Origin of the sequence: Psychrobacter sp. C 20.9 (assembly GCF_001921765.1) — a bacterium.
Classification (GTDB): domain Bacteria; phylum Pseudomonadota; class Gammaproteobacteria; order Pseudomonadales; family Moraxellaceae; genus Psychrobacter; species Psychrobacter piscatorii_B.
Genome location: NZ_MRYC01000010.1, coordinates 106,643 through 118,401, shown reverse-complemented (window position 1 = coordinate 118,401; position 11,759 = coordinate 106,643). Strand labels below are relative to the sequence as shown.

General features: G+C 37.2%; 12 protein-coding genes. 5 read left to right on the top strand and 7 right to left on the bottom strand.

Translation table 11 applies throughout. The features are described from left to right. Nucleotides 1-438: 438 nt before the first annotated feature. The 3 genes from BTW00_RS08520 to BTW00_RS08510 form a co-directional block, all read right to left on the bottom strand. Nucleotides 439-1,728 (bottom strand): hypothetical protein, encoded by a 1,290-nt coding sequence (locus tag BTW00_RS08520; protein WP_075107045.1) that lies wholly within the window; start codon nucleotides 1,726-1,728, stop codon nucleotides 439-441. Beyond that, complete coding sequence (locus BTW00_RS08515) at nucleotides 1,721-3,598, bottom strand: AAA family ATPase (RefSeq protein WP_075107044.1); 1,878 nt, start codon at nucleotides 3,596-3,598, stop codon at nucleotides 1,721-1,723. Before BTW00_RS08515 ends, BTW00_RS08520 begins: the two co-directional genes overlap by 8 nt. Nucleotides 3,599-3,788: 190 nt before the next feature. Then, a complete protein-coding gene (locus tag BTW00_RS08510) occupies nucleotides 3,789-4,862 on the bottom strand; it encodes a hypothetical protein (RefSeq protein WP_075107043.1) in 1,074 nt (357 codons plus the stop codon). 111 nt (nucleotides 4,863-4,973) lie between these two features. On the opposite strand from BTW00_RS08510, the gene BTW00_RS08505 reads away from it, so the two are divergent. The 3 genes from BTW00_RS08505 (at nucleotide 4,974) to BTW00_RS08495 (ending at nucleotide 7,331) form a co-directional block, all read left to right on the top strand. Continuing rightward, entirely contained in the window at nucleotides 4,974-5,870 is an 897-nt protein-coding gene (locus tag BTW00_RS08505) for a competence protein CoiA family protein (RefSeq protein ID WP_075107042.1), read from the top strand. After that, nucleotides 5,795-6,442 carry a Holliday junction resolvase-like protein gene (locus tag BTW00_RS08500; protein WP_305956143.1) on the top strand — a complete coding sequence of 216 codons (648 nt, stop codon included), beginning with the start codon at nucleotides 5,795-5,797 and terminating at the stop codon, nucleotides 6,440-6,442. Before BTW00_RS08505 ends, BTW00_RS08500 begins: the two co-directional genes overlap by 76 nt. A 535-nt stretch (nucleotides 6,443-6,977) precedes the next feature. Further along, complete coding sequence (locus tag BTW00_RS08495) at nucleotides 6,978-7,331, top strand: hypothetical protein (RefSeq protein ID WP_178379277.1); 354 nt, start codon at nucleotides 6,978-6,980, stop codon at nucleotides 7,329-7,331. A gap of 127 nt (nucleotides 7,332-7,458) precedes the next feature. On the opposite strand, the gene BTW00_RS08490 is transcribed toward BTW00_RS08495, so the two are convergent. After that, the gene (locus tag BTW00_RS08490; RefSeq protein ID WP_075107040.1) at nucleotides 7,459-8,301 is read right to left on the bottom strand and encodes an IS630 family transposase; all 843 of its coding nucleotides are present in this window, start codon (nucleotides 8,299-8,301) and stop codon (nucleotides 7,459-7,461) included. Between the two features lie 110 nt (nucleotides 8,302-8,411). Between BTW00_RS08490 and BTW00_RS08485 the strand changes: the two genes are divergently transcribed. Beyond that, on the top strand, nucleotides 8,412-8,831 hold the full coding sequence (locus tag BTW00_RS08485; RefSeq protein WP_075107039.1) for a hypothetical protein: 420 nt from the start codon (nucleotides 8,412-8,414) through the stop codon (nucleotides 8,829-8,831). A 184-nt stretch (nucleotides 8,832-9,015) separates the two neighbouring features. Then, nucleotides 9,016-9,615, top strand: coding sequence for a hypothetical protein (locus tag BTW00_RS08480; RefSeq protein ID WP_075107038.1), 600 nt, complete (start codon nucleotides 9,016-9,018; stop codon nucleotides 9,613-9,615). A gap of 75 nt (nucleotides 9,616-9,690) precedes the next feature. On the opposite strand, the gene BTW00_RS08475 is transcribed toward BTW00_RS08480, so the two are convergent. The 3 genes from BTW00_RS08475 to BTW00_RS08465 all read right to left on the bottom strand — a co-directional run bounded on the left by BTW00_RS08475 (nucleotide 9,691) and on the right by BTW00_RS08465 (nucleotide 11,682). Further along, complete coding sequence (locus tag BTW00_RS08475; protein WP_075107037.1) at nucleotides 9,691-9,942, bottom strand: AlpA family transcriptional regulator; 252 nt, start codon at nucleotides 9,940-9,942, stop codon at nucleotides 9,691-9,693. Nucleotides 9,943-10,125: 183 nt separating this feature from the next. Next, nucleotides 10,126-10,584 carry a hypothetical protein gene (locus tag BTW00_RS08470; RefSeq protein WP_025653246.1) on the bottom strand — a complete coding sequence of 153 codons (459 nt, stop codon included), beginning with the start codon at nucleotides 10,582-10,584 and terminating at the stop codon, nucleotides 10,126-10,128. Between the two features lie 186 nt (nucleotides 10,585-10,770). After that, nucleotides 10,771-11,682 (bottom strand): hydrolase or metal-binding protein, encoded by a 912-nt coding sequence (locus BTW00_RS08465; RefSeq protein ID WP_075107036.1) that lies wholly within the window; start codon nucleotides 11,680-11,682, stop codon nucleotides 10,771-10,773. Between the last annotated feature and the right edge of the window lie 77 nt (nucleotides 11,683-11,759).

Below are 11,759 nucleotides of genomic sequence, written 5' to 3'. Positions count from 1 at the left end.
AAGCAGACTTAATTTGGTTATGCAATACAATAATCAGTATTAACTTTGAGGACTTCTATCATTTGGATTAAGTAAACAGTGGTAAGCTTAACAAACATAGTCATAGCGCGAATTAACGCAGACGTCCAGTTACGAATCGACATATGCCTTGTTAGTAGCTAAAAACACCACATTATACATTGCTGATTAGAGGAGTACACAATGTTCCTGACCATATACTAGCTAATATCATTGCCTTGTTTTGTCAGCTTTGCATGCAGACGATCAACACCGTAGCTATCACAAACTTCACTTTGGGCAGCTTTAACAAGGAAATTACAGCGGTTACAATGCATTTTCTGTTTGTTCGCTATAAATCCTGGCTTATAATTTATTTAAACTATTGAAGTCACAATGAATATTGATTAAAGACTATAAAACTGATTAACAACTTATTTTTTAATATTTTATCAAAGGCATAGCAATTGGCACTTTATAGAACCTTGTAAAGCCTTCTACCTTATTCAAGGTCAAATCATCTGGCAGCATCATCTCAGCCTTTTGATCTGTATATAGCAGCACACAGCCAACCACAGCTGAATCCTGTTCAGCTTCTGATATATATCCTAACTTAGATAGTAATCTGGTGTCCCTAGCGTAGCCACTCAATTGCCTAATATCCTCGTTATGATATCCCTTACCTTGATATATTGGCCTATACTTGGCATCAAGAATGAGCTTGTTGGTTTCATCCAATAGCAGAAAATCAGGCTGACCATATGTACCTTGCGCCTGAAATATAAGCTTTTGACCGTACCTGTCTTTTAACAATCCTAAAGTATAGAACTCAAACAGCTTGGACATATCTATCCAGAACGGTGGAACGCTAGTCTTACCAGTGGGCTGTGCTTTGGCATTCCTAGTATTGTAACCAAAGCGTTTGATTATGAGCTTAGCAATCCTAATAGCTTCCTTGTACTCTTTATAAAACGCATTGTGCTTAATACTTTTAAGATGATTTAGGTCTACATCATCACTGACACTAACAAATGCTGGCTGACAGTAATTAACTAATGGCTGTATATACTGTGATAACGTTGATGTTTGAGCCAAGTAACGCTGTATAAACTTTAGCGTATGCTTTAGTATTCTGTTTTCGATGGTGTCATAGCCAAAGACATCATACTGGCAGATCGTACTGGTCTTTTTATTATTTATGAGATTCCTTTTAATATTCTGAGCAACTTTCACCTTGCCTTTGATTCTACCGTTTAGATTACGTTCGACTGAATAGTAAGATTTTTTCAAACCTTTTTTGACGATCTCTTTAAGCAGTTGTAAGAACTGCACAATCAGCAACGGTGTCAGTAGATCTTGCTCTTGCTGAATCTCGATATAATCTTGATCTATTTTTATCTCGTATAGCTGATCAGTATATTTAGCAATATCTGGACGTGATAAACAAGAATACAATATCTGTAGATAATCGATCTGCTGATTATTGACGTCCACTTTAGGAGCGACGTATATCGCTAGCTCATTCTTAATTAACCAGTCAGCACCAATGAAAAAAGACGGCTGCAGCAACCTTTTTTCACCATTTTTTATATTTTCTATACACTTGCGCTTTTCATCTTCTTTAAAAACAACATCAGCTTCAATGACATATGAAAACGCTGTAATATCGATTGCCCCATGCTCTCTGATAGTCTCAGAGACCATGTGGTTAAGTAACTTAGAATTAATCATACAGACTATCTACAACCTCTTGTGCCTCACTCAGCAATATCCCATCTTTAATGTATTCATTTAATATTGGTTTTATTTCATACTGCCATTTGGTCTGAATCTCACTATCATTTTTCACGATAAAATAACTATGCCCAATTTGAACGTCATTTCTATGAAAGTCTGACGATAAGTATTCAGAGGTAAACAAGTTAGCTACTTTTTCAAATAGATTCTTAGCCTTGTCATTTGTGATAACAGTCTCATCAGGCAGGATGTCAACAAAGGCAAATCGTCTGCGAATTGCATAGTCTATATGCCCTACTGAGCGATCAGCCGTATTCATGGTACCAATGATATATAAGTTTTTTGGAAGGTTGATATTCCTCTTACCTTCGAACTCATACATGGATTCCATTGAGTCATCATCCCTGTACTCGAGTGCATAGATAAGCTCACCCAATACGGCTGGTAAGTTCGCTCTGTTGATCTCATCTATGATTAATACGTAATTACCATTAGGGTTCCCTTCAGCTTTTTCTGCAAACTCAGCAAGAGTCTTATTCTCGACTTCATAGCTGATATTACCAGCAGCATCAGTCTTAGCAACAATACCTCTGACAAAATCCTCGTAAGTATATGCAGGATGAAATTGAATTATTCTATGCTCGCCGTGGGTTATAACTTCTTTATTCTGTGTTAGCGCTTCGCCTGATTTTAAATTAAAGTTACTCCAAATAATCTTGGCAAATTCATTTTTTGTCATTTCACTATCAGATTGTTTCTTTTTATCTATATAAATCTGCGTCAATTTTTTGTTTTGATCAAGCAGGCTTAGACTATCATCGTAACCATCGAATAGCTTTAAAGCATTTCTAATAGCATCCTTACTATTAATTGGGAAGTAATCATCAGGGTAATAGCTATGCAATACCTTAAGGACAAAGCTATCCCCGAAACGCTCAAGGGCTTGTTCTACACTATTATCGTTCACTAATTCATATAGAGTCTCAGCAATCATTTTCATTGCTAACTCATCGTTATCTATATCTTTAACAAACCCATGTTTACTGTATTCATCCTTAGCTTTGCTCCGATATATTTTGTAAGAACGAGATGTGCCTGGAAAATAGTAGCCCAAGCTTTGTAGTCCTCTTTCGATCCACCAACAAAAGGAGTCGTTCTTTCCTGTTCCTATTGAATAGCTCTCTAGCGTAAGCTCTTTTAGTTTTTCTTTTGGGAAAGCTTCATGAAACTCTGATAGCAATTTCTGTTGCTTCTCTCGCTCCAACCTAGCTTCTTTATTGTTAACTTCAAAGGCTTGAATTAGATTATTGACAATTTGTTCAGGGGTACCTTTATTTTCTGGCTCAGTTAAACTATCTGCGATCAACTTAGCCAATCGAGTCTTACCAGTACCAGGAGGCCCTTGTAGGATGATCTGGTGCTTATACTTGAGAAGTTCAGATGCCTCTTTAATTTTTTGTTCACTCATAATTTTTTTATACCAACCTTTAATTGTTTTATTAGTGACTGCATCACTATTATTCATATCACATCTAGTCAAAGTGCCCCTTGGGAAAACGTAATAGCCATACTCGTCTTGATACCAATCTAATATCTCAACCTTTCTTCTACGTACAAACCAATCTAAATCAGATACTTGATCGGTATATTCATAATCACTTATGACCTTCGTTAGAGCTATTAAAGTGCCTCCTCTCTTGATAGCAACAATGTCACCTATTAGCATTCTTTTTTCGAAGCTTTCTTGCTGTGAAATTTGTTCTTCCCAGTCACCAAGACCAATGTAACCTGTTTCTTTTAAAAGCTTCTCCTCTTTCTTCCAGTTGATATCATCAGGATGAAGCTGCATGTGCCAAAAGTTCATATATTTCTCAGTCTTGTTTCGAGTAGATTTAAGGCGCTATAACTAGCAATATTTTTTCGGATTAACTGAGTTAATGTTTTAAATTTCAACTTTTTATTCTCCCCATTTCTGGATCATTTATATAAAAACAAAATCCGTAGAGCCTGCCTAATCCATAACATTCTAAATTAGCAGCTTTATGTTCAGTAATTTAGTTTTTGATTATCAAATAGTCTGACACACCTAAGAAGTACCCCTTCATGCTCATTCTATCAAAGCTATAGACATGTGCATGAGGTGCTTCCTTACACCGCCCTACTAGCGGCTGCTTTTGATCAGGCTTGCCATCAGCAAGCTCTATCAATCCTGAGCAAATTGGACAAGTTGCAGTGAACTCTGTGACTCTCGCTACATTCAGCCTATCTTTATCCCAATACATCTCGATATCCGCATTAACAACATTAATATTCGCAAAGAACATAGGCGCTTTAATAACACGATAATAAGGCAGTCTATATAACGGCATAAAGAAATATCGCCAATTAAGGTAAGCCAAAGGAATGAATGCCACAAAAAGTATGGCTTGCCAAAGCTTAAAATTTGGCAATTCGCTTATTAATAAAATGACGAGTAACGAAAATATAGCAATAAAGATATCTACCAAAAAACTTAGCATCAGCAAGACCATTAGCAAAACGCCTCGAAAGCTTAAGATCTTTAGCTCACCCTTTTTGAAGAAAAGCCGAGTGAATAAAGATGGCTTAATCTCAGAAGCCGCTTTGCGCTCATAAGTAATATTACTTAAATCTTCGTCGTTCTCAATATTTTCATCAGAATCAAAAACAGCAGATTTAGCTATCTGCTCTTTCTCACACACTTCCTCATTTTCAATAGCTTTGATGCTCATCCATACGAGGGTTCTGTTTTTGGCACCACCCTCTGATACAGATGAAATAACTTCTGGTAAATAACCTATAGCATTAAACGCCTGTTCACAGTCTGGTTGTGACTCAATAAACCTTATTAACTCTACATTTAATCTATCCGTTTTTATCTTATTTTTAGCGATTTCACTGCTTACAGTATTTTCATTTACGCCTCTAGCTTTGGCGTAAATAACTTGCCTCGATAGCTTCTCAGGCTCAAACCCTTCATCTGAATATTTTAGTTTGTTGAGCTGTGCGTCAACTATTATTCTTAGACAATGATCATAAAAAGTATTTCTTGGAAAATTAAGCAATTGTTTTTTGAGCTCTTCAAAAACAACTAAGTGTATGTTTTTCATATATAAATACCGATTAAACCCCTATTACATCCCCTATAGCAGTCTGTTTCAGAGGCAGAATTTTTCTCATAATTACCTCACTCCTAACCAACTAACAAGAGGATGGTAACTATGTCAATGTCAATCGCTGTTAATGAGCAAAAACAAATCGTCAATGTTAAGCAAGTAGAGCGAGGGCTGGCTTGTATGTGTTTTTGCTTTGAATGTGATGAGCCTGTTGTGGCTCGTAAAGGTGAAAAGAATGAGCATCATTTTGCGCATCTCAACAATAAGGAAAGCTGCACTATCCACCCTGAAAGTATCCTACACAAGTTTGCCAAGCAAGTCATTATGCAAGAGAGGTATTTAACACTGCCATCTCTACCCGATGACGAAAATAGCGGGGATAAAACTTGGCAGTTTGATCAACTAATCGAAGAGCAAGCTGTTGGCTGTATTCGACCTGATATAGTCGCAACGATTAATGGGGAAATGATGTTTATCGAAGTTGCTGTGACTTCTTTCATAGATACCGATAAATCGGATTTTATTAAGCAGCTGGGTATTAAGACCGTTGAGATCGATTTGAGAGAAATCCTTATACAAGGTATTGAGTTGCCAAGTGAGGAAGCAAAGGATCATATTTTAGACTGTGTCAGTAATAAGCAGTGGATATTCCCAGCACCGAAATCCTTAACAATACCAGTAGCCCCTACACCATTACCTGAGCCTCTTTATAATTGCCAGAGCAGTACTGATGAGAATAGCAACGGAAGCTTTGATAAAGGCTATACGATCTATCGCTTTACCATTAACCATGCTTGGGTAGATGTCAGAGTCTTTAATTCAGGCATGGTGTCTATTAAGTGTGTGACCTACAACCATGATGTTATTGAGATATTAAAGCAATGGCGTAACGAAGGCGGTGGTCAGTACAATCAAAAGTATAAGTCATGGAATTACTTCAAACCATTTTCAGACACTGTCTTTCAGCGACTGCAAGAAATGGACATGACCCCTACTGCTTAAATATGATTCTATTTGAAAATACGGAGAATAAAGCTATGACACTCACTACTATGCTACTAATTATAATACTGCTGATGTTAGCCATGCTTGTATGGGCTATACAACGGATACAATTACAAAATAAGACTCTGCTACAGAGTGAACGAGATGTTGCGCAAATTAGGAACGATATGCTCGAAAGAGAAGCAGGCTTTCAACAGCAATTAGCGAAAGACATTAAGGAGGCTCAAAAGCGTTCCAACAATATGCAGCGCAATGTACTAAAAGGTCAAATTGGTGAGCAGTTCACACCCTTTATCACTGATTTTCCTTACAACCCTTCGGACTGCCGATTTATGGGTGAACCGATTGACTACGTCATTTTCCAAAACTTGCACGAATGCGCTGATGGCAACGTGCCTATCGAGGACGTGCATCTCATTATTGCAGAAGTTAAAACAGGAAATGCGAGGCTAAACCAACGACAGAAAATCATCAAGCAAGCTATCCAAAATGGTCAGGTGAGCTTTAAAGAGCTTAGGATAAAATACTGTGAAGATACGGAAGATATGCGTGTTCAGGTAAGCGTATAAATCAGTAAAACTATAGGTTTTGACTCTTATATAATTTGCTAGAATTTTTAATGCAGTTGGTAATAGATAAGACTAATTACTAGAAAAGTCTTTTTACTCAATCTCTAGAGACAGGATTAAATTATTGATTTATATGGTTTTTTATTTGAAAATAGTCTGTAAATAGTCTTTTTATTGAAAAGACTATTTTTATGGTTCTATTAGACCTAAATATTATACTGCTGAAAATCAATCTGATGACTTGCATATTTCTAGGTTCAAAGTATAGCTTTATTTGTTTGCTATTACACTGTTTTGTAGCCCAACGTTATCCCATAATCTTAGATATTTAAGATATCTTTTATCGTTGTATATTTATTTCCCTCTGACGATTTCTTATAGAGTAAAATTTTGTTCTTTAATATATAATGCTCTTTTGATAAAAATCAGTTTATAGGACAAACAATGAAGTTACTCTCGTATGTTGTATGTTGTATGTTTAGCTGTATGTTCAATAGTAACTCAAGCGCAAGCTGGACCAACTATTAAAGATTTTATGAAATTAGATAAAGGTGAAGCTTATTTTAATTGCGCTTACAAAGGTAAGACAGCCAGTAAAAAGTGTTTAGTTAAACACTCCTACGTTAAATCTAATACTCACCCTGTACTTAAACAAATCTATGGATCTAATGAAAATTTACCGCTTATGACCATTAAGTGGCCAGATAATGATACGAGCCGTTATGTCAGTATGGATAGCTTCGAGCTGGGAAACTTAGAAACTAAAGAACTTGGAGGATTTAGTCTCAGAACAACAGAGCAATGCCTAGAAGGCTGGTGTCTTGATCTATCTCGTGGGCTGATTATTGACAACGCATCTACTGGTAAAGAACATGTCCGTTTATGGTGAGACTGAATTTATGTCTCTAAGAGTGTAGATTTATTAGCAGTAGTTTTTAATACTCAATAATTGAAAACTTAAATACAACTATAACTAATAAAGGCTAAAAAACTTATAGCCTACTTGTTAGCTATAGTCACTGCACTACAAAAGAGTTATGTTTTGGATGAATATCATAAAACAATTTAGATAAGTCATTTTCCATCCAACCTTGGCGTAAAAACTTCACTTGAGCCCACTTTTTCTCGATGGGATTTAAGTCAGGACTATAAGGAGGTAAGAATAATAGCCTGTGACCATGCCTGTTAAGCAGCTTTTGAACGCGCTTATGAAAGGCTGCATTATCCATAACGATTACACATTTTCTCTTAAGCTTTGGTATCAGCGTGAACTTGCACCAGTGATAGAAAATCTTTTTATTAATGTTGGTCTTTAAGCAATTGAGTGCAAACAGCGTTTTGCCATATAGTGCACCAATGACGTTGGTTCGATCTTTGGCTTGCCAATTGTAACTGCCAATGCAGGGGCTACCAATGGGTGCATAACCACAAGGACGCATCGTTTCACTCTCAAACCCACTTTCGTCCATATAGACAATAGCAAAGCCTTGAGCAATGTAGTGGTTAAGCTTGGCTAGATAAGTCGCTCTTTTCACAGGACAGGCTTTGGGATGCTCAAGTGTCTTTTTTTTGCTAACACCAATACGCTTTAAGGCTTTACTGATGCCTGTTGGGCTACAATCAAAACGCTGTGCTCGCTCATAGTGATAATCGTCAGGGTGGTCTTTGACATCTTGAGCTAAGGCTTCATCCTCTATTTTGTAGGGCTTAATATATCGAGTGGTTTTACTATGAAGACGCTTTTTCCACTTCTGGATAGTCGTTGGACTGATATCATAGAAAACAGCAGCTTCAGCAAAGGTCATGCCCTCATCTAAGCTTTTTAAGACTTGTTTGCGATAATCTAGGGAGTAAGTCATGGTTATTTATTGTGGTAATCGTTTAGTTGATTTATTTTATAACATTTTTGTGGTCAGGTGACTATATACGGATAAATAGATTATTTTTTAAAAACAAAAAGGAAACTATTATGAGAAACAAACTTTTAAAAATCGCTATGGGTATTAGCTGTGCTGCTATTTTTTCAGTAAGCCATGCCGATGTCGCTACGATGAATAAGTATTATAACAATCCAAAACTTGCTCCTAAGATTAAGCGCTGTAACGGTAACCAAGATTGTAATGCTTTTTATGCTTTATCTAAGCAATGGAAGTCTATTCCAAATGGTTTTCATACACCAGGTTGCCCAGACTGTAAGATTAAAGAACAAGCTAGAGATGGTGATGGTTATGGTTTAAATAAAGGCTATAGTCTAAAACGTGATTATTCGATTAATTTAAGTGAAGCAGGATGGAATGAATTTTATAAAGGTGGCTCAGCTAGCAAAGCTGACGAAAGAATTTTTGGCGAAGGTTTAGCTGTACTCATTTATTTGGATTATAAAAAATAGGTTTAAATAACGCATTAAGTAATATTACCTATTTGCTTGATATATAAAGGCATCTATGAATGCGAGAGAATCAATCCTACCATTATAAATAGCTTCCGACTTTATCAGAGGCTAGTTATATATAAATATCAAAAATGAACTTGATTCTGATATCTGAAAGACATATCGGAAAAGGATTATAATAATGAAAAGTGTTTTTTTAGGCTGTACTGTTGCTCTTGCGTTTTTAGTTGGCTGTGAGTCTAACGCAGGTAATAATTCAAGTGACAAAATACTATCCGAGGAAGCAGTAGACTCGGTATCCTCTCAGGAAGTAACAGAAACAGTAAGCAAACTTCAGTATAATTCAGATGGCATCATTATTTGCGAAGAAAACACTGACGGAGTTTGCACTGATGATGTACTCCAAGATCTACGTGCTACACAATTACGTGAACAACATGATGCTGGTACTGAATCCTTATCAGAAGTAAGTGAGATTACTACTGATAGTTCGGGTGATGAGGCTTCCCGTAATAATGCTACAAGAGTTGACTACAAAGAAATAACGGGGCCACTAACACCTGCTCAAGCGGCACACATCGATTATCTAGTTGACAATGATCTTGAAACCTCGCAAGAAATGATAGACTTACTCAATGATTTTACACTCGATGGTAGTGAAGAGGATTCTTTACGTAAATTCATTAAAGAACGTTCACGTTTTAAAGATGGTTATGATGCATCGGAAGACTGTCGTAACCCAGACTTAACAGAAACGGAATATGCCAACGCTTGTACTTAATGACTGGCAGATGGACAACAACCCTAAACAAAAAAAATAAACCACTAACAGTGGTTTATTTTATACTACTGCCTATCAGCAAAACCTATCAGCTATCTTTGTATTAATCCATTCTGCAATCTCGCTTGCTACCCAAACTACTCTTACCTGTGTAAGCTGTACCTTCTTAGGGAATGTTGGGTCATAACGATCAGAATTTTCATTAACCATCTCATAAATCGTAGAACGACTAAGACCAGTATAACTACCAACATCTTTAATACTCAGTAGTTGTGGTATGTGATTACATTGCTCGATTATTGGCTGTGCTGCGTTTGAATTTTCCATGATTATCTCCTAATTATTGTATGGGAACATCTGTTCTCATACAGTCAGGGAGTCCTGTATTTTTTTATGAGACTTATATCGTCCGATAGACCTTGTGCATAGATTAATAAAAAGGGGCTGAATCATCAGCTCCTTTTTCTGTGTTAAAAATACTTTTAATAATAACTTTCATACATGACTATCTTAACTATTTATAGCTTTTCTAAGCCTTTTGTTTGTGTAACCTTTAGCCCGTTTATAAACATACTCTTCAATGAGATATAAAATAACTCGATCTTTGAAGAGACGTATGCTAATAGGACTTTGTTTATCTATACCTGATGGCGTACTCTTAGCTGAATCAGCTAGAATCGTACGCAGGCTTTCAATTTGAAGGTAGAGGGCATTAAATTCATAGTCTTCTAAAGCATCGACCCGTGAACCAACATATTCTACAACCATAAGCTCGTAAGCCTTGCCGCAAAATTCTTCTGTTTGGAACTTATAGCAAATATCGTCCCATACGTTTTTAAGAGGTTTTGTTGTTACCGTATCTTCACCAAAGCTCTGTAAATAACGTTCAGTCTGATTGGCAATTCTTTTAGATATTTTCTTAGACAGTTGTACTGCAATACTTAATGCCATTATCTTTTCTAAATCCATTTTAGCTACCCTTACTTTAAACAATAATAATCTGTTTTTAATATGCCGTTATGAAGAACTAGCACATTGTAAGACTTAATCTAGGTATTAAGCTACTAAAAACAAACCGATAAGAAGTAAAATAAGCGACTCTAGGTCGCTTGTTTTAGCCTAACTAATTTACGCCGCATATCTTCCTCAATTTCTTTAGCTTACAGCTGTCACGCTTTGTCGCAGCCCTTGCTCAATGCTAGTCACGTTATGAGTGGCTAACCCGTTCTGATAACTCCCCTGTTGGCTATTGCTTACGTCATCTGTCTCCATGGGATAAAATTCTTCAGCCACATCAAGTAAGCCATCGTTATCAACTTCAAAGGATGAATTGACGTAACCCTGTTTTGCAGCCTGTTCTAGCGCTGCTTGATCAAATCCGTGTTCGCTAAGCTCCGCATCAATTGTCTGCGCATCTTGCACTGCTTGCTTTAGTGTCACCCCATCACGTAGCGTTAAATCAACAAAGTAAATCGGCGTTCGGTAGCTTTGCGTCGTGCTTTTACCTCTTAGCGTTAATTGCAGGGGCAAACACGACAGCTTATTCCCTGACACCGCAGCAAAGTAGCTCAGCCGTGCGGCAAGCGTGCGAATACTATTAAAGCCTGTGGTGCGAAAGATAAACGTGCCTAATTCGTCATCTTCACTGAGATTAACGTATAAGCGACCGTATGGCTTACAGGCTCCACCTTGCGCCAATGGACAGCGATCAGGTGATGGACATGGCAGTTGCTCAACGCCATTACTGGTTCGACGCTGACATTGCTCACCGTCACCCACGCATAGCGGGCGTCCAGTTTGACGATCAAATAAGGTATATTCGGCTCGCAAATTAAGCTCAGGGTCGTTAAATAGCATACGCACGGGTATTTGTCTCAGCTTGCCGTCATTATTTGCGCGTAGCTTTTCATCTAGTGGATGATTGATCCAGCCATCCTTATTTTGAACTTGGCTGGTAATGGTAAATTGATCGTCTTTAGCAGGTAGACGTTTGCCGTCCTTTTGAACGACACGTCCAATGCTGATACGACCTAATACTGGTGGGGTTATGGTTAGACCTTTAATCATGGTGATAGTCCTTATGTATTTAATAAAATGTGTTTAGCCATAAAAAAGCCCACCGATTAGGGTGGGCATTTATGCGC

Excerpts from the sequence above, each read along its gene's own strand:
- BTW00_RS08490 (WP_075107040.1), bottom strand. The coding sequence starts at position 8,301 with ATGACTTACTCCCTAGATTATCGCAAACAAGTCTTAAAAAGCTTAGAT.
- BTW00_RS08470 (WP_025653246.1), bottom strand. The coding sequence starts at position 10,584 with ATGGATTTAGAAAAGATAATGGCATTAAGTATTGCAGTACAACTGTCT.
- BTW00_RS08465 (WP_075107036.1), bottom strand. The coding sequence starts at position 11,682 with ATGATTAAAGGTCTAACCATAACCCCACCAGTATTAGGTCGTATCAGC.
- BTW00_RS08475 (WP_075107037.1), bottom strand. The coding sequence starts at position 9,942 with ATGGAAAATTCAAACGCAGCACAGCCAATAATCGAGCAATGTAATCAC.
- BTW00_RS08505 (WP_075107042.1), top strand. The coding sequence starts at position 4,974 with ATGTCAATGTCAATCGCTGTTAATGAGCAAAAACAAATCGTCAATGTT.
- BTW00_RS08495 (WP_178379277.1), top strand. The coding sequence starts at position 6,978 with ATGAAATTAGATAAAGGTGAAGCTTATTTTAATTGCGCTTACAAAGGT.
- BTW00_RS08500 (WP_305956143.1), top strand. The coding sequence starts at position 5,795 with ATGGAATTACTTCAAACCATTTTCAGACACTGTCTTTCAGCGACTGCA.
- BTW00_RS08520 (WP_075107045.1), bottom strand. The coding sequence starts at position 1,728 with ATGATTAATTCTAAGTTACTTAACCACATGGTCTCTGAGACTATCAGA.
- BTW00_RS08485 (WP_075107039.1), top strand. The coding sequence starts at position 8,412 with ATGAGAAACAAACTTTTAAAAATCGCTATGGGTATTAGCTGTGCTGCT.
- BTW00_RS08480 (WP_075107038.1), top strand. The coding sequence starts at position 9,016 with ATGAAAAGTGTTTTTTTAGGCTGTACTGTTGCTCTTGCGTTTTTAGTT.
- BTW00_RS08515 (WP_075107044.1), bottom strand. The coding sequence starts at position 3,598 with ATGAACTTTTGGCACATGCAGCTTCATCCTGATGATATCAACTGGAAG.
- BTW00_RS08510 (WP_075107043.1), bottom strand. The coding sequence starts at position 4,862 with ATGAAAAACATACACTTAGTTGTTTTTGAAGAGCTCAAAAAACAATTG.